This window comes from Mesorhizobium sp. ESP-6-4, from assembly GCF_020164735.1.
In the GTDB taxonomy this organism is placed as follows: Bacteria; Pseudomonadota; Alphaproteobacteria; order Rhizobiales; family Rhizobiaceae; genus Mesorhizobium.
The window spans coordinates 110745-135142 of the sequence record NZ_JAIUGS010000001.1 but is presented as its reverse complement, the minus strand read 5'-3'; the positions used below and the strand labels follow the sequence as shown (position 1 = coordinate 135142).

The 24398-nt window shown below is 64.5% G+C and carries 22 protein-coding genes and 1 pseudogene; 16 read left to right on the top strand and 7 right to left on the bottom strand.

Annotation, left to right across the window (positions count from 1 at the left end):
• Window positions 1-2 precede the first annotated feature (2 nt).
• Window positions 3-1493 (top strand): N-acyl-D-amino-acid deacylase family protein, encoded by a 1491-nt coding sequence (locus LB523_RS00690; RefSeq protein ID WP_224600550.1) that lies wholly within the window; start codon window positions 3-5, stop codon window positions 1491-1493.
• On the opposite strand, the gene LB523_RS00685 is transcribed toward LB523_RS00690, so the two are convergent.
• Genes LB523_RS00685 through LB523_RS00655 form a run of 7 tightly spaced genes read right to left on the bottom strand, consistent with a single transcriptional unit; the run spans window position 1478 to window position 8600 of the window.
• Window positions 1478-2143: a cysteine hydrolase family protein gene (locus tag LB523_RS00685; protein WP_224523192.1), complete on the bottom strand. Its 666-nt coding sequence runs from the start codon at window positions 2141-2143 to the stop codon at window positions 1478-1480. The two genes, LB523_RS00690 and LB523_RS00685, sit on opposite strands and share 16 nt — an antisense overlap.
• Complete coding sequence (locus tag LB523_RS00680; protein WP_224600549.1) at window positions 2140-3417, bottom strand: Zn-dependent hydrolase; 1278 nt, start codon at window positions 3415-3417, stop codon at window positions 2140-2142. Before LB523_RS00680 ends, LB523_RS00685 begins: the two co-directional genes overlap by 4 nt.
• Window positions 3414-4574 (bottom strand): NAD(P)/FAD-dependent oxidoreductase, encoded by a 1161-nt coding sequence (locus tag LB523_RS00675; protein WP_224600548.1) that lies wholly within the window; start codon window positions 4572-4574, stop codon window positions 3414-3416. The genes LB523_RS00680 and LB523_RS00675 overlap by 4 nt, the downstream gene beginning before the upstream one ends.
• Window positions 4571-5890 carry a Coenzyme F420 hydrogenase/dehydrogenase, beta subunit C-terminal domain gene (locus LB523_RS00670; RefSeq protein WP_224600547.1) on the bottom strand — a complete coding sequence of 440 codons (1320 nt, stop codon included), beginning with the start codon at window positions 5888-5890 and terminating at the stop codon, window positions 4571-4573. The genes LB523_RS00675 and LB523_RS00670 overlap by 4 nt, the downstream gene beginning before the upstream one ends.
• 7 nt (window positions 5891-5897) lie before the next feature.
• Window positions 5898-6812 (bottom strand): nitrilase-related carbon-nitrogen hydrolase, encoded by a 915-nt coding sequence (locus tag LB523_RS00665; RefSeq protein WP_095768556.1) that lies wholly within the window; start codon window positions 6810-6812, stop codon window positions 5898-5900.
• A complete protein-coding gene (gene hydA / locus LB523_RS00660; protein WP_224600546.1) occupies window positions 6797-8227 on the bottom strand; it encodes a dihydropyrimidinase in 1431 nt (476 codons plus the stop codon). The genes LB523_RS00665 and hydA overlap by 16 nt, the downstream gene beginning before the upstream one ends.
• Before the next feature lie 22 nt (window positions 8228-8249).
• Complete coding sequence (locus tag LB523_RS00655) at window positions 8250-8600, bottom strand: RidA family protein (protein ID WP_224600545.1); 351 nt, start codon at window positions 8598-8600, stop codon at window positions 8250-8252.
• Between the two features lie 293 nt (window positions 8601-8893).
• Between LB523_RS00655 and LB523_RS00650 the strand changes: the two genes are divergently transcribed.
• The 15 genes and pseudogenes from LB523_RS00650 to LB523_RS00580 all read left to right on the top strand — a co-directional run bounded on the left by LB523_RS00650 (window position 8894) and on the right by LB523_RS00580 (window position 24397).
• Window positions 8894-10081 carry an MFS transporter gene (locus LB523_RS00650; RefSeq protein WP_224600544.1) on the top strand — a complete coding sequence of 396 codons (1188 nt, stop codon included), beginning with the start codon at window positions 8894-8896 and terminating at the stop codon, window positions 10079-10081.
• Window positions 10081-10842, top strand: a complete 762-nt coding sequence (locus LB523_RS00645; protein WP_140839273.1) for an SDR family NAD(P)-dependent oxidoreductase — start codon at window positions 10081-10083, stop codon at window positions 10840-10842. The genes LB523_RS00650 and LB523_RS00645 overlap by 1 nt, the downstream gene beginning before the upstream one ends.
• 24 nt (window positions 10843-10866) lie before the next feature.
• Window positions 10867-11889, top strand: a complete 1023-nt coding sequence (locus LB523_RS00640; protein WP_224600543.1) for an NAD-dependent epimerase/dehydratase family protein — start codon at window positions 10867-10869, stop codon at window positions 11887-11889.
• 11 nt (window positions 11890-11900) lie between these two features.
• Window positions 11901-12830 carry a polysaccharide deacetylase family protein gene (locus LB523_RS00635; protein ID WP_224600542.1) on the top strand — a complete coding sequence of 310 codons (930 nt, stop codon included), beginning with the start codon at window positions 11901-11903 and terminating at the stop codon, window positions 12828-12830.
• A gap of 3 nt (window positions 12831-12833) precedes the next feature.
• On the top strand, window positions 12834-14168 hold the full coding sequence (locus LB523_RS00630; protein WP_224600541.1) for a dihydroorotase: 1335 nt from the start codon (window positions 12834-12836) through the stop codon (window positions 14166-14168).
• Window positions 14169-14173: 5 nt separating this feature from the next.
• Complete coding sequence (locus LB523_RS00625) at window positions 14174-14947, top strand: SDR family NAD(P)-dependent oxidoreductase (RefSeq protein ID WP_224600540.1); 774 nt, start codon at window positions 14174-14176, stop codon at window positions 14945-14947.
• Window positions 14932-15114: a MucR family transcriptional regulator gene (locus LB523_RS00620; protein ID WP_140839527.1), complete on the top strand. Its 183-nt coding sequence runs from the start codon at window positions 14932-14934 to the stop codon at window positions 15112-15114. The genes LB523_RS00625 and LB523_RS00620 overlap by 16 nt, the downstream gene beginning before the upstream one ends.
• A 543-nt stretch (window positions 15115-15657) precedes the next feature.
• Window positions 15658-15834 (top strand): annotated as a pseudogene (locus LB523_RS00615) (Arm DNA-binding domain-containing protein); the annotation flags it as partial.
• Window positions 15835-16820: 986 nt separating this feature from the next.
• Window positions 16821-17558: a heme-binding protein gene (locus LB523_RS00610; RefSeq protein WP_224600539.1), complete on the top strand. Its 738-nt coding sequence runs from the start codon at window positions 16821-16823 to the stop codon at window positions 17556-17558.
• A gap of 41 nt (window positions 17559-17599) precedes the next feature.
• Window positions 17600-19432: a methanol/ethanol family PQQ-dependent dehydrogenase gene (locus LB523_RS00605; RefSeq protein ID WP_224600538.1), complete on the top strand. Its 1833-nt coding sequence runs from the start codon at window positions 17600-17602 to the stop codon at window positions 19430-19432.
• Window positions 19413-20282, top strand: coding sequence for a substrate-binding domain-containing protein (locus LB523_RS00600; RefSeq protein ID WP_224600537.1), 870 nt, complete (start codon window positions 19413-19415; stop codon window positions 20280-20282). The genes LB523_RS00605 and LB523_RS00600 overlap by 20 nt, the downstream gene beginning before the upstream one ends.
• On the top strand, window positions 20279-20812 hold the full coding sequence (locus LB523_RS00595) for a c-type cytochrome (RefSeq protein ID WP_224600536.1): 534 nt from the start codon (window positions 20279-20281) through the stop codon (window positions 20810-20812). The genes LB523_RS00600 and LB523_RS00595 overlap by 4 nt, the downstream gene beginning before the upstream one ends.
• The gene (gene coxB, locus LB523_RS00590; protein WP_224600535.1) at window positions 20809-21822 is read left to right on the top strand and encodes a cytochrome c oxidase subunit II; all 1014 of its coding nucleotides are present in this window, start codon (window positions 20809-20811) and stop codon (window positions 21820-21822) included. The genes LB523_RS00595 and coxB overlap by 4 nt, the downstream gene beginning before the upstream one ends.
• The gene (ctaD, locus tag LB523_RS00585; RefSeq protein ID WP_224600534.1) at window positions 21819-23795 is read left to right on the top strand and encodes a cytochrome c oxidase subunit I; all 1977 of its coding nucleotides are present in this window, start codon (window positions 21819-21821) and stop codon (window positions 23793-23795) included. Before coxB ends, ctaD begins: the two co-directional genes overlap by 4 nt.
• A complete protein-coding gene (locus tag LB523_RS00580) occupies window positions 23792-24397 on the top strand; it encodes a heme-copper oxidase subunit III (protein WP_224600533.1) in 606 nt (201 codons plus the stop codon). The genes ctaD and LB523_RS00580 overlap by 4 nt, the downstream gene beginning before the upstream one ends.
• Window position 24398: the final 1 nt, after the last annotated feature.

Here is a 24398-nt window from a genome sequence, read left to right as displayed (position 1 = left end):
CAATGCCTTACGACCTCGTTATCCGCCACGCGACGCTGATCGCCGGCGACGGCTCGGCACCGTTCGAGGCCGACATCGCCGTTACCGGCGACAGAATCGCGGCGATCGGCCGGCTGGACGATGAGCACGGCATCGAGGAAATCGATGCTCTGGGCAAGGTCGTCGCGCCCGGCTTCATCGACGTGCACACCCATGATGACGGCGCGCTGCTTTCGCCGCGCGGCATGGACCCGAAGATCAGCCAGGGCGTGACGACGGTGATCGCCGGCAATTGCGGTGTCAGCCTGGCGCCTCTGCTGCTCGACAAGACACCGCCGCCGCCCTTCACGCTGGTCCGCGGCCGGGAGAACTTCCGCTTCGGCCGCTTCGCCGACTATGTTGCGGAGCTGAAACGGCGCGGCATCGCCACCAACGCGGCCCTGCTCGTCGGCCACACCACCTTGCGCCAGCGCTGCATGCCAGTGACCGACCGTCCCGCAAACTCAGCGGAAACGGCGGCAATGCAGGAAGCGGTGGCCGAGGCGATGGCCGAGGGTGCGTTCGGCCTCAGCAGTGGGCTCGACTATCCGCCGGCCGTCAACTCGTCGACCGAGGAGGTCAAGGCGCTGGCCGCCACCGCGGCGGGCCTTGGCGGCCCCTATGTCACCCACACGCGCAATTATTTCGAGACGATGGACGAGGCGATCGAGGAAGCGATCGACATTGCCGGTCATGCCGGCGGCAAGCTGTTCATCTCGCACCACCAGTGCACCGGCCGCGCCAATTTCGGCAAGAGCCGGCCTTCGCTGGAGCGGATCGACCGGGCGCGCGAGACGATGGACATCGGCATGGATGTCTATCCCTATGCCGCGAGCTCGACGGTGCTTCGGCTGGAGCGCTGCGACACGGGCCTGAAGATCCTCATCACCTGGTCCGATCCGCATCCTGAGATGGCGAGGCGCGAGATCGCCGACATTGCCCGCGAATGGAACTGCACCGAGCGCGAGGCCGGTGAGCGGCTGTTGCCGGCAGGTGCCGTCTATTTCCAGCTCGATGAGGAGGATGTGCGCAACATCATCGCCCATCCGCGCACCATGATCGGCTCCGACGGCCTGCCGCACGACATCCACCCGCATCCGCGCCTCTGGGGTACTTTTCCGCGCGTGCTCGGACATTACGCGCGGGATATAGGGTTGCTCACTCTGGAGGAAGCCGTGTTCCGCATGACCGGCCTGCCTGCGCGTGAATTCGGCATACAGGAGCGCGGTATTCTCGCCGAAGGCAATTTCGCCGATCTCGTCATCTTCGACCCCGAGACGATCATCGACACCGCCACCTTCGAGGAGCCGCGCCGGCCCGCCGCCGGCATCGACCATGTCTTCGTCAACGGCGTCTCGGTCTGGCGTGGCGGCAGAGCCACCGGAGCGCTGCCCGGCGCGGTTCTCAAGCCTTCGGCTTCAAAGACGATATTCAAAGGCGCATGCGGCTGCGGCGCCGGTCACAGCGCCTCATAGATCCGGTCTACGCTCTCCAGCGTATAGGCGAATTCCACCGGCCGCGTGCAGCGCCAGCCTTCGAAGGGCTGTTCGGCAAGCGCCTTCAACGCCTGCCGCAGACGCAATATGCCGCCGCCATAGAGCCGGTTCGCCATGTCGAGCATGCCGGTGCGGTGCATGGCTTCCGTCATGCTGCCGCAGGCCTCTTTCACCAGCCAGACGCGAAAACCCTGATAAACCGCATCGAACACGCTCTCCGTCACACAGCTGTCGGTGAGCACGCCGGTGACAACAAGGTTTTCAACCCCGAGCGCGGCGAGGCGCTGCGAAAGATCGGTGCGGCGAAAGGCGCTCGGCCAGTGTTTGTGGATGACGATGTCGCCGGGCACGGCCGCCACCTCGGCGCAGATGTCCGCGCCTTCGCTGCCCGCGACGGCGGAGCGGAATTCTTCGGTCAGGATCTCCTCCTGACGCGCGTAGCCTTCACGCTCTTCCGGCTTGACCCAAGCCTGAGCGTGGATGACCGGCACGCCAGCCTTGCGGGCGGCCTCGATCAGCGCTGCGGCATTGGCCAGCACCGCGTCGTAGCCGACGACCGGCCATGCCGCGCCGGGTCGGTACTCATTCTGCAGGTCGATGACGAGCAAGGCAGTTTTGGCGAGGTTCATGGCTGATCCAGGAGATTGTCGAAGTCGGTGACGAAGCGCAGAAGCAGACGTATCGCCTGATCGAGATCGGCGATCTCCATCGCTTCATGCGGATTGTGGCTGCCATTCTCGTTGCGCACGAAGAGCATCGCAGTCGGAATGCCCGCGCCGGCGAAGGTCGCCGCATCGTGCCCTGCTCCGCTCGGCACATGCGGCGCCCTCATCTGCAATGCGGTCGCGGCGCGATCCAGGCCCGCGGTCAACGCAAGTGACATAGTCGCCGGCTCCCAGGTGAAGCGCGGCCCGGGCTCGAAGGTGACGCCGCGTTTGCCTGCAATCTCGGCGAAAATGTTCTGAAGCTTGGCCTCGATACGATCCAGGACGGTAGCTTCGGCGCTTCGCACATCGAGTGTGAAACCGAGCTCACCCAGAACACGGCTGCCGCCATGCTGCGTCGGATCGGACTGCACGCGGCCGAAGGTGATGGTGGCCTCACGCCCCTCGCGTTCGAGCGCATCCCATTCGGTTTCGAGCGCGGCGACCAGATCGGCAAAGCCAAGCACGCTGTCATGCCGGGCGAAGCGCGGCTCGGCGCCGGAATGGGCGTAGGCGCCAAGGCATTTCGCATCGACATAGCGGAAGCCGCCGGCGATCCCGGTGACGATGCCGACCGGCGCTTCGGCGGCGATCAAGCGTGGCCCCTGCTCGATATGCACCTCGACAAAAGCCGCGATCCGGCCTGCATCGATGCCGGGCACGCCGCGCCGCACGGCGTCGGGATCGAAGCCTTCCTCGCGCATGTGCTCGGCCAGTGTGCGCCCGCTGTCGGACCGCCTGGCTTCGAGCGCCCGCAGATCCAGCAGGCCAAGCGCCGCCTGGCTGCCGGGGTAGGACAGCGGAAACCAGACGGCCTCCTCCGCCCGCGTTGCCAACACGATGAGGTCGCGTGGCAAGCGGATGCCCTGCCCGACCAGTTCGGCCATCACCGCCAGGCCCGCTACCACGCCGGCGGCGCCATCGAAATTGCCGCCATGCGCCACGCTGTCCAGATGCGAGCCGATCACGATCGCCTGCAGCTCCGGGTTACGGCCGCTGAGCGTCAGATAGAGATTGCCGGCCGCATCGACGCGCGCGACGGCGCCGAGTTCTTCCCCCTCGTTGCGCACGAGATCGTGGGCGAAGCGCTCGCCCGGCCCGTAAGCAACGCGCGTGATTCCCGGCGCGTCCGTTGTGGCTTCGGCGAGTGCGTCCAGGATACGTCCCGCCAGTTTCCCACCGGCCGTCAGTGAGCTCATGGCACGGCCCGTCGAGCTTCGCCCTCGGCGCCGCGCAGCCGGTGCGGCGTCAGATCGTCCAAGGAAACGCCTTGCCTCGCGACATTGTCCGGCAGGCCGCCGCCGGCGATCAGGCTGGCGCAGACGCGCGACAACGCCGGCGAGGTCTTGATGCCGTAGCCGCCCTGCCCGACCAGCCAGACGAAATCCGGAAATTCGTCATCCGGCCCGACCACTGGCGACCCGTCGGCGACAAATGTCCGCAAGCCCGCCCAGGAGCGCGACACGCGCTGCACCTCGATTGTCGTTGCCCGTTCGAGACGCTCGGCGCCGATCGCGACATCGATGTCTTCGGCAAATGCGTCCATCGGCGTCGACGGCGTGGCGTCGGCCGGCGACACGAACAATTGCCCGGCATCCGGCTTGAAATAGAACTCCGCGCCGACATCGTTGACCAGCGGCCAGTCGCTAATGTCGACACCCGCAGGTGCGGGAATGTTGAAGGCGGTGCGGCGCTTTGGCTGCAGGCCGACCGGGCGCACGCCAGCCATCGCAGCGACCTCGTCGCCCCAGGCGCCAGCCGCATTGACGATCAGCGGCGCAAGGAATGCTCCCGCTTCCGTCTCGACCCGCCACTGGCCACCCTGTCGGCCGATGGTTCTCACCCCGGCCTTGGTAACGATGCGGGCGCCATGCGCTCGCGCGCCGCGCAAAAAACCCTGGTGCAGGCCGTTGACGTCGATGTCCATCGAATGCGGTTCGATATAGGCGCCGGCGAGGTAGTCCCGGCGCAGCACCGGCACGCGCGCGATCGCCTCCGCCGGCGTCATCGCGACGATCGTGGGAACGAGCGCCTGCGCGGCCGCCAGATCTTCACGCAAAAGGTCGAGTTGGTCGGTGCGCGCCATGGTGATCATGCCGCGCTTGCTGAGCAGCGGATAATCACAAAAACCCGTCGGCGGCTCGGTGAGAAACGCCCGGCTGGCGAGCACGATGCGGCGGATGACGCCGTTGCCGTAATTCTCGGTGAAGCTCGCCGCCGAGCGTCCCGTGGTGTGATAGCCGCAATGGCTCTCGCGCTCGAGCAGCACGACCTTCTTGTCGCGCGAAATCTCGAAGGCAGCGCCGGCGCCGGCCATGCCCCCGCCGATGATGATGACTTCGGTCTGCCCGCTCATCGGCGCTCATCCTCCACGACTATTTTGCGCGGCACGGCTGGCGGCTCGCCCAGGCGGCCGCGGCGCGCGCGATCGCGGGCGCCCCGCCCTTCGGCCAGATTGTCGGCCGGCGAGTTCTGCACGGCGCAATCCCGCAAAGCGAGGTCGCTGACAAAAGGCACCGGCTTGCCTGCGATTGCCATGCCTGTCAGCCGCGCCCACACGGCGCGCCGCTTGCGCACTTGATGCGACTGCAATTCGCTGATCTCGGCGATGCCGCTCTCCCGCTTGATCTGCAGTACGCCAGTCTCAACGGCCGCGTCGAACAGCTCCAGCCCGCGCTTCGTGCGCACGATGATGCCGTTGAGTGGCTCGTCCTCGACGGCCGGTCCGCCGTTCAGCCAGGAATCCGATACCGCGATATCCGCCACCTGCCCGATCGCGTCGGGGCAGATCTTGCAGCGCGGCTGGATCATCCATTTGTCCTCGTCTTCCCACAGCTGCCGATAGCTGATCTCGAAGGCGCGGCCGTCTCTGGTTTCGACGCGGTTCAGGCCAGGATTTCCATATCCCCGGTAGCGGAAGAGAGCGAGCTCGTCCTCACGAAGGCCAAAACGCTCCAGCACCTGTTCCGACTTGGTCAGGTCAGAGGCCCCGCCGCAGACGAAGGCGAGCGCATAGCGCATATATTCGTCGACACGCAGATCGAGCCGCGCCAGGTTTCGCACCGCGGTGATGTCGCAGGGCTTGGCGATCAGGGCGAACGGCTCGCCGCGGTCGAGGATGTCGTTGAAATCCACCAGCGTCGCCGCCGGCCCATAGCGCGAGCCGGCGCCTTCGAGCACCGAAGCGCTGTCGAAGCTTAGCCTTCGTTCCGTGCGCATCGGCATGGAACGCGAGGCCGCGACGTGCAGCACGAACTTGACCCGTCCCGAGTCGAGCAGGAACTGCCCGAGCGCCGTCAGCGTCCCGCCGCCGGAGCCGACAAACCGCACTGTGGGATTTCCAGCGGAGCCGAGCACAAGCCGTTCAACAGGCCCCCAGACGGTATCCGCTAGCCTGGCCTCGCGCCGTTGCGCCGGAGGCGGACCGGCGATCCTCGTTCCTGGGCAGACGGCGTTGATCTTCGCCAAAGTCGCCTTATCCAACGCCTGCCTCGCCACTGGCCGCTCTCGGCCTTCCGGCGTCATCACCATCTCGATTTCTCCAGCACCGGCAATCGAGACGCAAAGGCCGCAACCGATGCAAAGTCCGTTCTCCACGATGTCGCCAAGCGACAGCGGGTCGGCTGCGAGCGCCGCGGTGTCCTGACTGTATCCGGTTTCGATCAGGCCCATCGCGGTCTCAGACAGGCTCCGAGATGCGCTTGTACTGGTCGGGGCGGCGATAGAGCTCGAAGTTGAAATTCACCTTCCGGCAGGTCTCGATCAGATCGAGATCGGCGCGGTGGACAATGACCTCGTCGTCGAGCGACATCGCCTGCGCGGCGATCTCGCCGGTCGGCGCGATGATGCAGGATCCGCCGATCAGCGCTTGCCCGTCTTCCAGGCCCGCCTTGGCGGCGGCGCCTATCCAAAGCGTGTTCTGGTAGGCGCCGGCCTGCATCGGCAGATGATTGTGGAACATTCTCAGATGCGCCAGCGCCGGCGCCTCGTCGAGCAGCAGCGGCGTGTTGTAGCCGAGCAGCGCCACCTCGGCGCCGTTGAGGCATAGCATGCGATAGGTCTCGGGCCAGCGGCGGTCATTACAGATGGCGAGACCTACGCGCACGCCGCGATAGTCGAAGACCGGAAAGCCGAGGTTGCCGGGTTCGAAGTAGCGCCGTTCGAGATGGGTGGTCGTGCCTGCTTCCGGCTCGCTCGAACCCGGCACATGCATCTTGCGATAGCGGCCGATGGAGGCGCCCTCCGGCCCGACCAGATCCATCGTGTTGAAATGGCGCCTGCGACCCTCTTCATGCGCCAGTTCGCAATAACCCAGCGCGAACCCGACCTTCAGCCGCGCGGCGGCATCGTAGAGCCGCTGCGTCTCGGGTCCCGGCATCGAGACTTCGAAGAAGGCATCGATCTCGGCTTGGTCGTCGATGCGCCAGCGCGGGAAGAAAGTGGTCAGCGCCATTTCCGGAAACACCGCGATCTCGGCGCCGGAAGCCGCTGCCTTTTCGAGCAGATGCACCAGCCGCCCGACTGTCTCGGCGCGCGTGGCGCTGCGCTGGATCGGTCCGGTCTGGCAAACGGCGATGGTCAGGCATCGAGCCATGGTGTCCAATCCTCGACTGGTTTTCCCAAAAGCGCCGGATCGGCGGCGGCGCGCGCCACGAAGCGCCCGAACCCCGGTTCGGCCTGCAGCTTGCCGTCGGCGACCACCGGCACGCCGCGCACCAGGACGGTGGTCGGCCGGCCGGTGACGACCTTGCCCTCATAGGGCGTGAAATCGACGTGCGAATGCAGCGCCTTGTGCCCGAGCGTCCAGCGCGCAGCCGGATCCCACAGCGCGAGGTCCGCGTCGAGCCCGACGGCGATGCTGCCCTTGCGATCGGCGAAACCGTAGATCGAGGCGGCGTTGCGCGAGGTGAGGTCGAGATAGCGCTCGAGCGTCAGGCGGCCTGTGAGCAGCCCCTCTGAAAACAGCAGCGGCAGGCGTGTCTCGATGCCGGGAATGCCGCTCAGCGTCGTCGTGAAACCGGGTGTTTCGGAGCGGCCGATCTTGTCGGCGAAATAATATGGCGAATGGTCCGACGACCAGAGGTCGATGCCGCCGTTAATCAGCTCCTGCCACAGATGCTCATGGCTGCGCGGCGACCGCGGCGGCGGCGAAAAGACGAAGCGCGCCGCATCGATCGCCGGGCGATCGAGATCGGCAGCCCCGAGAAACAGATATTGCGGACAGGTCTCGGCAATGGCGTCGACGCCGCGCGTCTTTGCCCGCGTCACTTCCTCCGCCGATTGCCAGGAGGAGACATGCACGATGGTCATGCGCGCGCCGGTCATCTCGGCGAAGGCTAAAGCGCGATGCGTCGCCTCGCGCTCCATCGTCTCGCTGTGGGCGACGACATGATAGCGGATATCGGTGCGGCCGAGATCGATGAGCCGCTGTCGCGTGCGCCGGATCGCGGCGTCATTTTCGGCATGGACCATGACGATCCAGCCTAGTCGTCTCGCCGTATCGAGCACTCGGAAGAACAGGTCGTCGTCGACGGCAAAACCCTGATAAGTCATGAACAGCTTCACCGAGGAGATGCCGCGTACCGCAAGCGCCGCAAGTTGCGCCTCGACATCGGCGCCAGTGCCCATGGTGACCACGGCATGCAGCCCATAGTCGATCACGGGACGCCCCGCCGCGCGCTGCAGCGCGCGGTCAATGGCGCCGATGGTGGTCATGTCCTGCCCGGGCATGCCGAACGGGACGATGCAGGTGGTGCCGCCAAAGGCCGCGGAGATCGTGCCGGAATAGAAATCGTCGGCATTACCCGCGCCGCCCCAGACCGGCTGGTCGAGATGGCAATGCGCGTCGATGCCACCGGGCATCACCCAGCTGCCGCCGGCGTCGATCGATTTCCCCCCGGTCAGGCCTTTGCCGATCGCGGCGATGCGGCCGTCGTCGATGCCGATGTCGCACTCGGCCCAGCCGTCGTCGAGCGCCACGCGCCCGCCTTTGATCACCAGCTCATGCATTGGCGTCCCCTCGCCGGCCGGCTCATCCGACGGCCGCCGTCGCCATGATCTCGACACGGTACTGGTCGCCGGCAAGCCGCGCTTCCACCGTGGCGCGCACCGGCATGGCGCTCCTGTCGATCCAGGCGTCCCAGGCCGTGTTCATCATCTCGAAATCGGCGATGTCGCGGAGCCAGATCTGGACGCTGAGCAGCTTCGACTTGTCGCTGCCGGCCTTGGCCAGAAGCGTATCGATCTTGGCCAGGATCTGCTTGGTCTGGCTGGTGGTGTCGCCGGAAAGATCATCCGCGGTCAGGCCGGCCACATAGACGGTGCCGTTGTAGCGGAGCACCCGGCAGAAGCGCTGGCCGTTTTCGAGGCGTTCGATCGTCATGATGTTCCCTTCCGCTGGGTTCCAGATCCGGTTTTTGCCTATGGTAAGGAGGGTGCAAAACCGCTGTAAAGCCCGCGACGCGCCGAGACGCCGCTTTCCTTTGCCGGCATGGCCAAAAAAATTTAAGCCATAGCCGCGTCAATCTTCGTTTGTGGCAGCCACTATAAAGTGTAGCTTCAGCTCGGGCTGCCGTCGGTCAACGGTGCCGCCAGGGAGCCGCCGCAGCCGCATTCATGAGGTCGATCGCTCAATCCGCGATGAGGCTTTGGCAAAATGCTGAGCGCTCCCGCGCCATGCTGCCGATCATGGTCGGCGTCTGCCTCGCTTGCATCGGCAGCGCCATGCTGACCACCGCCGTGTCGCTGCATCTCGGCAAGCCCGGCATTTCGCCCCAGGTCGTGCAGATCGTGCTGACCGCCTATCCCGTGGGCTTCCTCGTCGGGTGCCTGGTCACGCGCCCGGCTGTCGCCCAATACGGCCACGAGCGCACCTTCGTCGCGATCCTTGTGCTGGCGCTGCTGGCCGCTTCAGGCTTTGTCTTCACCGACTTCCTGCCGAGCTGGATCTGCTTCCGCCTGCTCGGCGGCATGGCGATGGCGTCGTTGTTCGTGGTCTGCGAAAGCTGGATCAACCTCTACGCCGAGCACCACGATCGCGGCGCGTTGTTTTCGCTCTACATGCTGACGACGGCGATCGCCGTGCTGCTCGGACAACTCCTTGTCGGCCTGGTCGGTCCGCAATCGCCGCATCTGTTCCCGGTCGCGGCGGCGACGGTGCTTCTGGCGTTGATCTCCAAATTCATCGGCGGTCGCTGGCCGGCGCTGCCGGCCAGCGATCCGGAGCACGCAAGTTCGGCGAGACCGGTCAAGCGCCTCGGCCCGCTGGCGCTCTTTCGGCTGGCGCCGGTGACGGTCGTGGCGATCTTCCAGGGCGGCATCACCAACATGAACATCTTCGTGCTGACGCCGATCTACGGCACGCAGATCGGGCTGTCGGCGGCAACGACGGTCGGGCTGGTTACGACCATCAGCATCGCCGGCATGCTGGCGCAGACGCCAGTCGGCTGGCTGTCGGACAGGTTTGAGCGGCGAATCATATTGCTTGTCCAGGGCGTCCTGTCCGTCACGCTCTGCGCTGCGATCGCCTGGCTCGGCAATTTTTCGGTGCCGCTGCTCTTCGTGCTGTTCTTCCTCTATGGCTGCACGGCGCTCACCGTCTATCCCGTGGCGATGGCCTTCGGCGCCTCGCAATTGCACAGCCGGCACATGGTCGGCGCTTCCGGCACGCTGCTCCTGCTCTATTCGATCGGCAATGTCGCGACGCCCGGCATTTCCGCCGGCCTGATGGACCGCATGGGCGCGCCGGCCATGTTCCTCTTGCTCGGCGGCGGCGCCGTGCTGGTGACGATAACTGCCTGCTACAATCTTTTACGCCGGCCGGTCATCGCGCCGACGATGCAGGCAGCCGAGGAGCAGATCTGATGACGGATGCAATGAACCGCATGAAGGGCAGCGTCATTCTCATTGCCGGCGCTGCCAGCGGCATCGGTGCGGCGATTGCACGACGTTGCGCTGCCGAAGGCGCAAGCGTCGTCTGCGCGGATTACGATCTTGAGGCTGCGACGAAGCTTGCCGAAGCGCTTGGCCCTGCCGCGGCCGCTTGCCAGTGCGATGTGACGAACATCGAGTCCGCCGAAGCGGCCGTCGCGTTCGCCCGGCAAAAATTCGGCCGGCTCGACGGGCTGGTGCACAATGCCGCGGCCCCCTCCACCAACGCCACCGTCGTCGATCTCGATGAAGGTGCGTGGCGGCACGAGATCGATATCGGCCTGACCGGCGCCTTTCTGATGAGCAAGTTCGCCGTGCCGCTGATCGCCGCAAGCGGCGGCGGCTCGATCGTCTTCATCGGCTCGCAATTCGGGCGCGTCGCCACGACCAAGGCCGTCGCCTATTGCGCTGCCAAGGCCGGGCTGATCCACCTTGCCAAGGCGATGGCCGTGGACCACGCGCCCGACAAGGTTCGCGTCAACAGCCTGTCGCCCGGTGCGGTGGCCACGACCCGCCTGCTGCGCCGGTTCGCCGATTTCGAGGCCGCCAATGCCGGCCTTGGTCCCGCCCATCTGCTCGGCCGCATCGCCGATCCTGACGAGATCGCCGCGGCGGCGGCTTTCCTGCTTTCCTCGGACGCATCCTTCGTCACCGGATCCGACATGCTCGTGGACGGCGGCTATGCGACGCGCTGAGCCCGTATTTTCAAAGGAGTTCCCATGACCCTGCTCGTCACTGGCGGCACCGGCTTCGTCATGAGCGTGGTTGCGCGCGCTTGGCTGGATCGCGACCCTCTGGCCCGCGCCGTGATCCTCGACCGCTCCGGCCTCGACGCAGCCGCTGAGAAGCATTTCGCGCCGGTGCGCGACCGGCTGACGATAATCGCCGCCGATATCCTCGACTCGCAAGCCTGGTCCGCGACGCTCGACCAGCAAGGCATCACGGCAATCGTCCACGGCGCGACGATCACGCCGATCTCACGCGGCAGCGCTTCGGAGGCCAAGCGCCAGCCGGAGGCCGAGGATCCGGCACGCATCGTCGACGTCAATCTGATGGGCACCGTGCGCATGCTGGAGTGGGCGCGCGCGAGGCCCGGCCTCAAGCGCTTCGTCTATGTCAGTTCCGGTTCGGTCTACCGCCACAACGGGCCCGACTGGAGTAGCGAGCCGCTGCCGGAAGACGGCTATGTCGCGCCGCTGACGCTCTACGGCATCTCGAAATTCGCTTCCGAGATGGTCACCAACCGCTATGCCGACCTGTTTAACCTGTCGGCGGTCTCGGTGCGGCTTGCTTCCGTCTACGGACCGATGGACCGCGCCACCGAGAGCCGCAACTTTCGCCATGTCCCCAATCGCGTCGCGCATATGGCTCTGGCCGGCGAGACGATCAGGCCGAACAGCCTGGAGCCTGTCGGCGACTATGTCGCCTCGACCGACGTTGCCGCAGCGATCCTCGCGCTGATCGACGCGCCGCACCTCAATTACCGTCACTACAATATCGGCTCCGGTTCCAGCCAGACCATCGGCGAGATCATCGGTTGGGCAAAGGAACGCGTGCCGGGGCTGAAGGCCGAGGTGGCATCAGGAGAAGACGCCAACATCGTCCAGGACGTGGCGCTGAAAGGCGGTATGTGGGGCGCCTATGACATCGCCCGCATCCTGCGCGACACCACATGGCGGCCGCGTCCCGGCAAGGAAGCCTTTCACGCCTATATGGACTGGATTGCCGCCAACGAAAGCTGAGGAGAGTACCGATGCCGATCGATCTCCAGCATACCCAGCCGCGCGACTTTGTCGGCTATGGCCCGCATCCGCCCTTCGTCACCTGGCCGGGCGGCGTGAAGCTCGCTGTCAACCTCGTGCTTAACTACGAGGAAGGTTCGGAATACAACTGGCTGGATGATGGCCGCAACGACAATTGGGGCGAATACAATCTGACCAGCAGCCCGCCGGTGCGCGATCTCGGCACCGAGACGCATTTTGAATATGGCAGCCGCGCCGGCGTCTGGCGCCTGGTGCGCCTCTTCGATCGCTACGACATTCCGGTCACCTTTTCCGCCTGCGCCGTGGCGCTGGAGCGCAACCCGCCTTTGGTCGAGTGGATGAAGAGCCGCCGCCACGACCTGATGGGCCATGGCCTGCGCTGGATCGACTACACGATGATGGAGCGCGGCGAGGAAGAGCGTCACCTGCACGAAGCCATCGCGCTTTACGAGAAGCTGCTCGGCAAGCGGCCGCTCGGCTGGAACTGCCGCTCGCTGCCCAGCGTCAACACGCGCGACCTTCTGGTGAAGGAAGGCGGCTTCCTTTACCACTCCGATCCCTGCAATGACGACCTGCCTTATTTCCTCGATCACCGGGGCACGGAGATACTGGTCGTCCCCTACTCCAAGACGCTCAACGACAGCCGCTATCTGGTGGCTCCGGGCTATAGCAATCCCCGCGACTTCGCCGAGGACTGCCGCTCGGCCATCGACTATATGCTCTCCGAAGCCGACGAGACCGGCGGCCGCATGCTGACCATCGGCATTCACGCCCGCTGGACGGGCCAGCCCAACCGCGCATCGGGTCTACGCGAGGTGATCGAGCATGTCCAACAAAGCGACGGCGCCGCCTTCATGCGCCGCGAGGACATCGCCCGCTTCTGGCATGCGAACCATACCCGCATCGAACAGCGCGGCTGAGCGATGTTCGAAACGCTGATCCGCGGTGGAATGGTGGTGAATGCCGAAGGCATCAGCCACAGCGATATCGGAATCGCCGCGGGCAAGGTCGCCGCAATCGTCGCGCCCGGCGAAGCCGCCGAAGCCAGGATGGTCGTCGATGCCTCAGACTGTTTCTTGCTGCCAGGTCTGGTCGATGCGCATGCACATCTGCGCGACCCTGGCCTGACTCAAAAGGAAGATTTCTCCTCCGGCACGCATGCGGCCGCACTCGGCGGCGTGACGACAGTGCTCGACATGCCGACCGATGAACCGTGGACGGCCACGCCAACGCAACTAGCCGACAAGATGGCGATCGCCGAAGGCCGCATCCATGTCGACGTCGGCCTGCAGGCCGTGATCAGCCGCGACCTGTCGCTCATCCCTGGCCTGCTTAGCCTTGCGCCGGCGTCGTTCGAGCTGTTCACCGCCGACGTGCCGGACGCCTTCCTCTTTGCCTCGCTCGACGCGGTCGCCGAAGCGCTCAAAGCTTTTGCCGGTGCCGATACGCTGATCGGCATTTCACCCGGCGATCAATCGATCCTGAACGGCAGCGCTATGCGCGACCGCTCGGGCGCCATCGCCGCCTTTCTGGACAGCCGGCCGCCGCTGGCCGAAGCCAACGGCATCGCCCGCGCCCTTGTCGTCGCGGCCTCGGCGGAGGCAAAAATCCACGTCCGGCAGATCAATTCCGAACTGGGTGTCGAGACCTGGAGCCGGCTGCGCGGCATGGCCGACGCCAGCGTCGAGACGACGCCGCAGAACCTGTTCTTCACAGCGCAAGATTACGAAGCTCTGGGCGCTAATCTGAAGGCTTCGCCGCCCTTGCGGTCGCCGCATGACGTCGATGCGCTGCACGCTGCGCTCGGCGCGGGACTGATCGACATCGTCGCCACCGACCATGCTCCGCACGCACCGGCCGAGAAGGCGGCGCCTTATGCGGCTTTCGCTGACATTCCGGGCGGCATGCCGGGATTGCAGACGCTGCTTCCCACCATGCTGAAGCTGGTCGATGACGGGCTCATCGCCCTCCCCGATCTGGTGCGCATGTGCTCTCGCAATCCGGCCGAGCGCTTCGGCCTCGGCCGACGCAAAGGCCGCATCGCCGCCGGCTACGACGCCGATCTGCTGATCCTCGATCCACACCAACCCAGCACGATCGCCAATGCCGACCAGGTGTCTCAGGCCGGCTATACGCCCTTCGACGGTTGGGCCGTGAAAGCGCGCCTGACCAACGTCTTCCTGCGCGGCCGCGAGATCGTGCGCGCAGGCAGGCTGGTCGGCCCGGCGCAGGGAAAGATCGTCACCCGGGAGAGCTGAACACCATGGCCTTGCTCGCAGGTAAAACCGTCATCGTCACCGGAGCGAGCTCCGGCATCGGCCGTGCCATCGCGCTGAAATTCGCGGCGGAGGGCGCGAGCGTCGTCGTTGCCGACATGGTGGAGCAGCCGATCGAGGACGGCGAGAGCACCACCGACATGATCCGCTCGGCCGGCGGCGCTGCAATCTACGTCAAGACCGACATATCCGACTGGAGCGCCGTCGATGCGCTGGTGGGCGCAACGGTCGCGCGGTTCGGTCGCCTCGACGTGATGGTCAACAATGCCGCGATCTACACCAGCACCAACCTGATCGAGACCACGCCGGAACAGTGGAACCGCGTCATCGGCGTCAACCTGACCGGGTTCTTCTACTGCAACAAGCGCGCCGTCACGCAGATGCTGACCCAGGCGCCGGTCAATGAGGTGCGCGGCCGGATCATCAACATCTCCTCGCAGCACGGCATGGTCGCCTGCCCCGGCGATTTTCCCTATTCGGTGAGCAAGGGCGGCATCGTGCAGATGACGCGCCAGATCGCAGTCGACCATGCCGACGACCTGATCGTCTGCAACGCCATCGCGCCGGGCAAGATCATCACCGGCAAGCCGGGCGTCGCCAACGATCCTGGTGCGCTCGAGTATTCGCGCCGGCGCACGCCGTGGCCGCGGCTCGGGCATCCTAACGACGTGGCGGGCGCGGCGCTGTTCCTGGCCAGCGATATGGCCAGCTACGTCACCGGGATCAACCTGATGGTTGACGGCGGCTGGATGGCCGGCTGACGAGTGATTGCCGGGCCGCTCTGGCAACCAGGCACGGGATGACGCCTGACGAATACCGGGCGAAGTGGGGACTGGCGAAGGACTACCCTATGGTTGCCCCAAACTATTCGGCCGCCCGATCGGAATCTCGAACTAACGAAGGAAGGCGTCCGGCCTCGAGTTTCTAGGGCGTGGGCAAAGCGCGGGCAAGCCGTGGGCAAAGCCATTTTTTTCGCAATGAAATCAATGGTTATGGTGGGCCCGGAGGGTGTGAGGTCGTCAAGAAAAATCAACGGCTTATAGGATGGTTAGCCAACCCATATCCTTCGTATCGTCTCGTATGGTCTGGCGAACCGGATAAGAACCCGAAATGAGCCACCTTCTTATTCGCTAATCGTAGGTCGAAGGTTCGATTCCTGCCGGGTTCACCACTTAGGCTCGCTATAGTCTCACCTGACGTTGTTAAGGTCGGTATTCCGGGCAACACCGCCCTATCGCTCACTGAAAATCCTCGTGTCAGTGGTTCGAATCCGCCTCTGGGCACCATCCCCTCTTCTCCCGACAGTCCCTATCGCCGATAGCTTCTACGCCGCAGCCTCTGCAAAGGCCTGAAATTGTTGGCCTTTTCGGGTCAGTTCGCGAATTTGAGCGCGGTTGGGCCGTTTCGAGTGCATTTGGTCCAACGGCGGGTGGGGGATGGTATTTTCGTTGGTATTGGACATCCTGTTGGTATCGAAACAGCCAAAGGGAGGTCTCACGAATGGCCCTTTTCTGATGTGAAATGCCGAAACGCTCGCCCCGCTACTAAGCTTGTGAAACTCTCTGACAGTTGCGGACTCCAACTGTGGGTGCAGCCTACGGGATCTCGCCTCTGGCGCCTCGCATATCGCTTTGACGGCAAGCACCGGCGCGCGCCTCCGTGAAGTCGATGCTTGATGCCCAGCTTTCCGCTTGTTGATCGCAACATAGACGTGGGTGCGTCGAAGTTCTTGATTTATCGCGGGCAAAGATCAGAAGCTCTCCAGGATGGCTCCGTATCGCTCGGCCCTACCTTTGAACGGCGATTTAGCCATTAAAGCTACCAATGCGTCCCCTGGACCGCACGACACGCGCAATTACATACAGTGGCAAATCCTAATAAGGAAAAATACGCCCACTCCATAAGGGATGATGAGAAGTCCGAGAGCGATCCAATAGCCCGGCTGCGCTATTGCGGCGAAATCTGAGCGAAGTTGTTCCATCTGCCCCAAACGATGCGCCAACATCGTTGTTCCAAGGGGCAACAATGCGAGCGGCATATGACCTTCCTGATTTGCCGGCAAATGTAAAAAGTTCTGAGCTTCCAGCTCGAGGCAGGAACAAGCTGTGGGGACGTTGGGTGGCTGCTCTAACGCCAGAACAGGTCACGGCAGCCTGTTGCGCGAGCCCGAGTACTTGGATCAAAATTTGATTTGAGCGAAGCAAGTCCGCGTTCGAGCGTGGTGGCCGTCTTCCCTCGCCGGAACAGCTGCTTGCGCCAGGCATTTCTGGCGAGGCTGGGATAATCGGCAAAAGCGCATGTAACCACTTAACTCGATCTCGATCGGCGTACTGAGCGGTTCAGGGAATTCGCGTTTCAGACGGGTCAGGTAGCTTTGCTGCCTGCCGCGGTCGCAACAAATGGCCAAGCCTGTCCAACGCCATAATTCGGCCTGTCGTCGACGCATTGGTGCGGCCAGTGATCCAAACTGGTTCCGCTGCCCGGCGTCCTTACAGGCCAGCGGTCTTGGTCGGCTATAAACCTCTTCATGAAGGAGGAACAAAGCAGCCGGCTGTCAGTTCGGTAACATTCAACAAATTGTTCCGGATCATGGCTCATCGTCGGTTTTCGTTGCTAGCTTTGGGCCTTCTGGTCTTGGCGTTTGGCTCGACGCAGCAAAACGCCGCTCACGCGCAAGCGCCCTGTCCGGCCGATCACGACAAGCTGCTTTCGGCCTTGAAGGCCAACGTCAAGGCGAGCGGCGGCCCCGCGAATGGCGGCTTCGAGACCAATGAATGGGCGGCAATCGTTGCCCGCGACGGCACCGTCTGCGCCGTTGCCTTCAGTGGACCCACGGCCGATGCGCAATGGCCGGGCAGCCGGCTGATCGCGGCCGAGAAGGCCAACACGGCCAATGGCCTCAGCCTAGTGAACATGGCGCTGTCGACAGCCAATCTCTATGCCGGGGTGCAACCAGGCGGACCGCTGTTCGGTCTGCAGACCACCAATCCCGTCAACCAGGCAGCGGCTTACACAGGCGACCCCAAGACGTTCGGCAGCGCCAACGATCCGCTGATCGGCGAGCCGATCGGCGGCGTCGTCGTGTTCGGCGGGGGCCTGGCTCTCTACGACGGCAAGGCGATCGTCGGTGGCCTCGGGATCAGCGGCGATTCCTCCTGCGCTGACCACAACGTCGCCTGGCGCGTTCGCGCCGCCCTGGGGTTCGATAAGGTTCCGGCGGGCGTCAATCCCAACCGCAAGGATGCCATCATCTACGATCTTGATCCCGGCGGGAAAAGCGCCTCGGGCTGGGGCCACCCGCTTTGTGCCGGGCACGAGGCCGATATAGCGGCGGAAATCGGTTCCGGCGTCGGAGGTTCGACTCCGAAATGAAGCAAGCAGCGCAACCGGCGCGATCCTGCGGAGACGCCCCCATGACCAAGCGCTCGTCGGCGCCCCGAAAACATTCTCCGTGCGCCCTTGCAGCGATGCTGTTGGTCTGCGCCCCCTTGCTGACAGCCGCTTCGGAATCGCCGCCGGCACCCGCGATCTCACCGCCTGCCGCGGCCGCGCCGCCCGATGACGGGCAATGGACGATGCCCGCCAAGAACTACGCCTCGACCCGCTATAGCGAGCTCGCCGAGATCAACGAAGGCAACGTCAAGAATCTGCAGGTCGCATTCACCTTTTCCACCGGCGTGAACAAGGGCCAGGAAGCGGCGCCGCTGGTGGTCGGCAGCACGATGTACATCGTGAGCCCGTTTCCCAACATCGTCTACGCACTCGATCTCTCCAAGCCCGGCGTGCCGATCAAGTGGAAATACGAACCCAATCCTGAGCCCGCCGCGCAAGGGGTTGCCTGCTGCGACGTCGTCAACCGCGGCGCGGCTTTCGCGGATGGGCGCATCTTCTTCAACACGCTCGACGGCCACACCATCGCGCTCGATGCGAACACCGGCCAGCCGGTCTGGAACGCGCATGTCGGCAACATCAATATCGGCGAAACCATCACCATGGCGCCGCTTGTGGTGAAAGGCAAAGTGCTGGTCGGCAATTCCGGCGGCGAGATGGGCGTTCGCGGCTGGGTCAAGGCGCTCGACGCTGGCGACGGTCATGTCGTCTGGACGGCTTACAACACCGGCCCCGACAAGGAGGTGCTGATCGGCCCGGACTTCAAGCCGCATTACGACATGGACAAAGGCAAAGACCTCGGCGTCACGACATGGCCGCCGGAGGCCTGGAAGATCGGCGGCGGCAATATGTGGGGCTGGATTTCCTACGATCCGGATCTCAACCTTATCTTCCACGGCACCGGCAATCCCGGCCCCTGGAATCCCGATCTGCGGCCTGGCGACAATAAATGGACGTCGGGCATTTTCGCGCGCGACCCCGATACCGGGGCGGCTAAATGGTTCTACCAGTGGACCCCGCACGACCTGCACGACTATGACGGCATCAACGAGCAGATCCTGCTCGACATGAACTGGCAGGGCAAGCCGCGCAAGGTGCTGGTCCGGCCGGAACGCAACGGCTATCTCTACGTCCTTGATCGCACCACCGGCGAGGTCCTGTCCGCAAAACCTTACGGCCCCGTCAATTCCAGCAAGGGCGTGGACCTCAAGACCGGCAGGTTGATGGAAAACCCGGACAAGGTGACGGGCACCGGCAAGGTCGTCCGCGACATCTGCCCGACCGCGTCGGGCCTCAAGGACTGGCAGCCTTCCGCCTTCTCTCCGAAGACCGGCCTACTCTACATCCCGCACAACAATCTGTGCATGGACGAAGAAGGCGTCGAGGTGAACTACATCGCCGGCACGCCCTACGTCGGGATGAACGTCCGCATGATCCCGGGGCCGGGCGGCAATCGCGGCGCCTTCACCGCCTGGGACATCGCGGCCGAAAAACCCGCCTGGAGCCTCAAGGAGAATTTCCCGGTGTGGAGCGGCGCGGTTGTCACCGCCGGCGATGTGGTCTTTTATGGAACGATGGAAGGCTGGTTCAAGGCGGTGAGCGCTAAGACCGGCGACCTGCTCTGGCAGTTCAAGACCTCGTCCGGCATTATCGGCCAGCCCATCACCTATCGCGGCCCGGACGGCCACCAATACGTCGCCATCTTGTCCGGCGTCGGCGGCTGGGCTGGCGCCATCGTATCGGGCGACCTCGACCCGCGCGACGCTACCGCCGCGCTCGGTTTCGTCAATGCGATGAAGGACCTGAAGAACGCGACCACGGCGGGAGGCACGCTCTATGTGTTCCGGCTGCCCTGATGTGTTCGGTGTGATCCACAGCGTGGCGCGGAAGGCTTTCCCGCCGATAGCGCTCGGCATCACCGCGCTCGCCTTGCTGCTCTTTCCGGCGACGGCCGGCGCTCGTGAGCTCAGGGTCTGCGCTGACCCGAACAACCTGCCCTTTTCCAATGCGGCTGGACAGGGATTCGAGAACAGGATCGCCGAAATCATTGCCGCCGATCTCGGCGCGAAGCTGACCTACACCTGGTGGGCGCAGCGCCGCGGCTTCGTGCGCAACACGCTGAAGGCGGGTCTCTGCGATCTCGTGCCCGGCACGCCGGCCAATCTCGAAATGCTGCGCACCACCACTCCCTACTACCGATCGTCCTATGTCTTCGTGACCCGCCAGGACGGTCCCGACGTGGCCTCCTTCAACGACCCGCGGCTGCGCGACATGCGCATCGGCGTTCAACTCATCGGCGACGACGGAGCCAACTCGCCTCCGGTCCAGGCGCTCGGCCGCCGCGGCATCATCGGTCACTTGGTGGGCTATCCGGTCTATGGCGACTACTCCGCCCCCAATCCGCCGGCCCGCATCGTCGAGGCGGTGGCGAGCGGCGAGATCGACCTAGCCGTGGTATGGGGACCGCTTGCCGGCTATTTTGCCCAGAAGCAGAACGTCCCGCTGCGCATCACGCCGGTTGCGCCTCGCATCGACGGACCGCAATTACCCATGATCTACGATATTTCGATGGGCGTGCGGCGCGAGGACGACGCCTTGCGCGGCGACGTGAACACTGCCTTGGCCAAGCACAAGGCGGAGATCGAGGCATTGCTGGCGCAGTATGGCGTGCCGCGCCTCGATGCTTCGGGGAGTCCGGTGCGATGAGGTGCGCTGCCGCTATGCTTGTTCCTGTGGTGCTGATGCTCGTCGGTTGCCAGCGCGAGGAGCGGGATACGCGCCCGCAATCGGCCCTCGGCTCGGGCGAGCAGCCGATGCCGGTGACAACTCTGGAACCCGGCGGGCAGCGGCCCTCCCCCACAGACAACAAAGCGGCGAGCTTCGAGGCCAATGCCTTTCATCTGAGCGAAGGCAAGCGCCTGTTCGGCTGGTTCAACTGCTCAGGATGCCATGCCAATGGCGGCGGCGGCATGGGCCCGGCGCTGATGGACGAAAAGTGGATCTATGGCAGCTCGATGGAAAGCATCCATGCCACGATCCGCGACGGGCGGCCGAACGGAATGCCCAGCTTCCGCGACAAGGTCCCGGACGACCAGATCTGGGAGCTTGCGGCCTTCGTTCGCTCGTTGAGCGGCAACGCGCCTTCCTCCGCCGCGCCGTCGCGCAATGACGACATGATGGCGCATCCATCGGAAAATCGTATGCCGAATGCCGCCACGCTGGGGAAGTCGCCGTGAAACGCTTCGCCCCGATTGCATTCGCCACGGCAATCGCCCTGTTTCTTCAGGGATGCGCAGGCTGGCAATCGGCGCTCGACCCGAAAGGTCCCGCGGCAAGTGAGCTCGCATGGCTGATCTGGTTCTTCACCGGCCTGTGCGCGGCGGTGTGGGTGCTGGTGATGATCGCTCTTGCCTTGCCATTGATGATGCGGCCACGAGAGCGCGCCGAGCCGCTTGTAATCGACGCCGATGCCGACAATCGCAAGCTGCGCGTGGTGATGACCGCTATCGGGCTGACCGCCGTGATCCTGGTCGGCCTCACTCTGCTAAGCTTCTTCGCCAACAGGACGCTCGCCGCGATCGGCTCGGACGCCGCGCTGACCATTCGGATCACCGGTCATCAATGGTGGTGGGAGGTGCGCTACGAGGATGCCACACCGAGCCACATCCTGACCACGGCGAACGAGATCCACATTCCAGCCGGCGAGCCGGTGCGGCTTCTTATCACCTCGACCGACGTGATTCACTCCTTCTGGGTGCCGAGCCTTTCCGGCAAGCTCGACCTCATTCCGGGCCACATGAACGTGCTCGACATCAAGGCCGATAAACCGGGCGTCTATCGTGGCCAATGCGCCGAGTTCTGCGGCGCGCAGCACGCCAACATGGGCACCTTCATCATCGCCGAACCGCGCGAAAAGTTCGACGCCTGGTGGAACGATCAGCTGCAACCAGCCGCCGCTCCAATGAGCGACGAGGCCGAGGCAGGCGAGGACCTGTTCCTGAAACGCCCTTGCGTCATGTGTCACAAAGTCGGCGGCACCCCCGCAGGCGGAACGGTCGCTCCCGACCTGACGCATATAGCCAGCCGGCAAACGCTTGCGGCCGGAACATTGACGATGAGCCGCGGCAATCTCGCCGCCTGGATAGCGGACCCGCAAGGCATCAAGCCGGGTTCTCACATGCCGGTAGCCGATCTGAGCGGCGACGAGCTCAACGCCATCGTCGCCTATCTCGAGGGGCTGAAATGAGCAGCGCGGATCTGACCAGCGAACGCGATCTGCCGCCCGAACGCGAGGCGTCCGCCAAAGGCGATCTTGCACCCGAGCGCGACGGACCGCGCGACACCGGCTTGGACGATGCCAGCCTGCATCGGTGGCTGGCGCGGACGTGGCGTACGCCTCCCGGTATCATCGGCGCGCTGTCGAGCGTCGACCATAAGGTCATCGCCCGCCGATACCTGATCACCGCCTTTCTGTTTCTGTGTTTGGGCGGCCTCAACGCCGTTGTCATGCGCATCCAACTCTCGGGTCCGCGGCGCGGCCTGATCGGGCCGGATCTCTACAACCAGCTGTTTACGATGCATGGCGTCACCATGATGTTCCTGTTCGCTGTGCCCATCGTCCAGGCGACAGGAATCTATCTGGTGCCGTTAATGGTCGGCACCCGCAACATCGCCTTTCCGCGCCTCAATGCCTTCAGCTATTGGGTCTATGTCTCAGGAGGCCTCTTCGCCTGGGTGTCCTTCGCCCTCTCGATGGCGCCGGATGTCGGCTGGTTCGCCTATGTGCCGCTGTCCGGGCCGGAATACGCTCCAGGCAAGCGCGCAGACGTCTGGGCGCAGATGATCACGTATACAGAGGTATCATCCCTGGCGGTCGCCGTCGCGACAATCGTCACCGTGTTCAAGCAGCGGGCACCCGGCATGTCGCTCGACAAGATCCCGCTCTACGTCTGGGCATTGCTGGTCACGTCCTTCGTCGTCGTGTTCGCCATGCCGGCGGTAATGGTCACTTCGACCTTCCTGATCCTGGACCGGCTCGTCGGCACGCATATCTTCAACCCGGCCGAAGGCGGCGACGCGCTGCTGTTCCAACATCTCTTCTGGTTCTTCGGACATCCCGAAGTCTACATCATCTTCCTGCCGGCGACAGGAATGGTGTCCGCCATCATCCCCGCCTTCGCACGGCGCCCGGCCTTCGGTCATCTCGGGCTGGTTCTGTCGCTCATCGCGGTCGGTTTCCTGTCGTTCGGCCTCTGGGTCCACCACATGTTCGCGACCGGGCTGCCGAAACTGGGGGCCAGCTTCTTCACCGCCTCGAGCATGATGATCGCAATCCCCAACGGCGTTCAGATCTTCTGCTGGCTGGCGACTCTCTGGGACAGCAGACCGGTGATCCGCACGCCGCTGCTGTTCGTCTTCGGCTTCTTCTTCATCTTCGTCATCGGCGGCCTGACTGGCGTCATGCTTGCCTCCGTGCCGCTCGACCTGCAGGTGCACGACACCTATTTCGTCGTCGCTCACTTCCATTACGTGCTGATCGGCGGCTCGGTCTTTCCGCTGCTCGGAGCTGCCTATTTTTGGTTTCCCAAAATCACCGGCCGCATGATGAGCGAGCGCCTCGGGCGTTGGCACTTTTGGCTGGCGATGGTCGGCTTCAACGCGGCCTTCTTCCCCATGCATATCGTCGGCCTGTGGGGCATGCCGCGCAGGGTCTACACCTATCCGGCCGAGCTCGGCTGGGGGAACATCAATTTCTTCATCAGCGCCGGCGCGGCGCTCTTCTTCCTGAGCTTCGTGCTGTTTGCCTTCAACCTCGTCCACAGCGCATTGAGGGGTGCGCCTGCCGGCGACAATCCCTGGGACGCCGGCACGCTCGAATGGGCGACGTCCTCGCCGCCGCCCAGCTACAATTTCGCGCGCATTCCGATCGTGATGAATATCGAGCCGCTCTGGGCCCAACGCGAGGCGCTCCCCGTCGCGATCGGGCTTCGCGTCGACGTGCGCGAGTTGGTCGTCTCGACGGTGGCGGAAGCCCATCCCGACATCCGCGAGAAATCGGCGACGCCGTCGATCTGGCCGCTGCTGGCGGCGATCGCCGTCGGCGGCACCTTCCTCTACTCGATCTTCACGCCCTGGGCGATCGTCTGGGGCGCCGCGCCGATCGCCATCACCTTGATCGGATGGTTCTGGCCCAAGGGCGATCCGGAGGACGAGGAATGAACCAGCGTCCCGCCATGGATCTTTCCGCCCTCCCGACCTTTGGACATGGCCCCCGTAGCCCGACCTGGTGGGGCACGCTTGGCTTCATGGCGTTGGAGGGCACGGGCTTTGCGCTGGCCGCCGGCGCCTATCTCTATCTCGCGACGTTGTGGCCCAACTGGCGGCTAAGCGCTCCGCAGCCCAACCATTGGCCGGGAACGATCGTAACGCTGCTTCTCATCGCCAGCCTCGTTCCCAACCACATACTGAACGGCTACGCCAAGCAATGCGCTATCGGACCGGTGCGGATCGGGATGGTGGTGATGTCGCTGCTCGGCATCGCGCCGCTCGTCGTGCGCTGGTTCGAATTTCCGGCGCTGAACATCTACTGGGACACGAACGCCTACGGCTCGATGCTGTGGGTGCTGCTCGGTCTCCACACCACGCATCTGATCACCGATGTCGGCGACACGATCGTTCTGACGGTGCTGATGTTCACGCACCATGGCTACAGCGGCCGGCGCTTCGGCGATGTCGGCGACAATGTCTTCTATTGGGATTTCGTGGTTCTCACCTGGATCCCGATCTACCTGCTCATCTACTGGCTACCGGGGCTGGGCTGAG

Excerpts from the sequence above, each read along its gene's own strand:
- LB523_RS00675 (WP_224600548.1), bottom strand. The coding sequence starts at position 4,574 with ATGAGCGGGCAGACCGAAGTCATCATCATCGGCGGGGGCATGGCCGGC.
- LB523_RS00645 (WP_140839273.1), top strand. The coding sequence starts at position 10,081 with ATGACGGATGCAATGAACCGCATGAAGGGCAGCGTCATTCTCATTGCC.
- LB523_RS00685 (WP_224523192.1), bottom strand. The coding sequence starts at position 2,143 with ATGAACCTCGCCAAAACTGCCTTGCTCGTCATCGACCTGCAGAATGAG.
- LB523_RS00640 (WP_224600543.1), top strand. The coding sequence starts at position 10,867 with ATGACCCTGCTCGTCACTGGCGGCACCGGCTTCGTCATGAGCGTGGTT.
- LB523_RS00580 (WP_224600533.1), top strand. The coding sequence starts at position 23,792 with ATGAACCAGCGTCCCGCCATGGATCTTTCCGCCCTCCCGACCTTTGGA.
- LB523_RS00630 (WP_224600541.1), top strand. The coding sequence starts at position 12,834 with ATGTTCGAAACGCTGATCCGCGGTGGAATGGTGGTGAATGCCGAAGGC.
- ctaD (WP_224600534.1), top strand. The coding sequence starts at position 21,819 with ATGAGCAGCGCGGATCTGACCAGCGAACGCGATCTGCCGCCCGAACGC.
- hydA (WP_224600546.1), bottom strand. The coding sequence starts at position 8,227 with ATGCATGAGCTGGTGATCAAAGGCGGGCGCGTGGCGCTCGACGACGGC.
- LB523_RS00600 (WP_224600537.1), top strand. The coding sequence starts at position 19,413 with ATGTGTTCCGGCTGCCCTGATGTGTTCGGTGTGATCCACAGCGTGGCG.
- LB523_RS00680 (WP_224600549.1), bottom strand. The coding sequence starts at position 3,417 with ATGAGCTCACTGACGGCCGGTGGGAAACTGGCGGGACGTATCCTGGAC.
- LB523_RS00605 (WP_224600538.1), top strand. The coding sequence starts at position 17,600 with ATGACCAAGCGCTCGTCGGCGCCCCGAAAACATTCTCCGTGCGCCCTT.
- LB523_RS00595 (WP_224600536.1), top strand. The coding sequence starts at position 20,279 with ATGAGGTGCGCTGCCGCTATGCTTGTTCCTGTGGTGCTGATGCTCGTC.
- LB523_RS00670 (WP_224600547.1), bottom strand. The coding sequence starts at position 5,890 with ATGGGCCTGATCGAAACCGGATACAGTCAGGACACCGCGGCGCTCGCA.
- LB523_RS00650 (WP_224600544.1), top strand. The coding sequence starts at position 8,894 with ATGCTGCCGATCATGGTCGGCGTCTGCCTCGCTTGCATCGGCAGCGCC.
- LB523_RS00690 (WP_224600550.1), top strand. The coding sequence starts at position 3 with ATGCCTTACGACCTCGTTATCCGCCACGCGACGCTGATCGCCGGCGAC.
- LB523_RS00635 (WP_224600542.1), top strand. The coding sequence starts at position 11,901 with ATGCCGATCGATCTCCAGCATACCCAGCCGCGCGACTTTGTCGGCTAT.
- LB523_RS00625 (WP_224600540.1), top strand. The coding sequence starts at position 14,174 with ATGGCCTTGCTCGCAGGTAAAACCGTCATCGTCACCGGAGCGAGCTCC.
- LB523_RS00665 (WP_095768556.1), bottom strand. The coding sequence starts at position 6,812 with ATGGCTCGATGCCTGACCATCGCCGTTTGCCAGACCGGACCGATCCAG.
- LB523_RS00655 (WP_224600545.1), bottom strand. The coding sequence starts at position 8,600 with ATGACGATCGAACGCCTCGAAAACGGCCAGCGCTTCTGCCGGGTGCTC.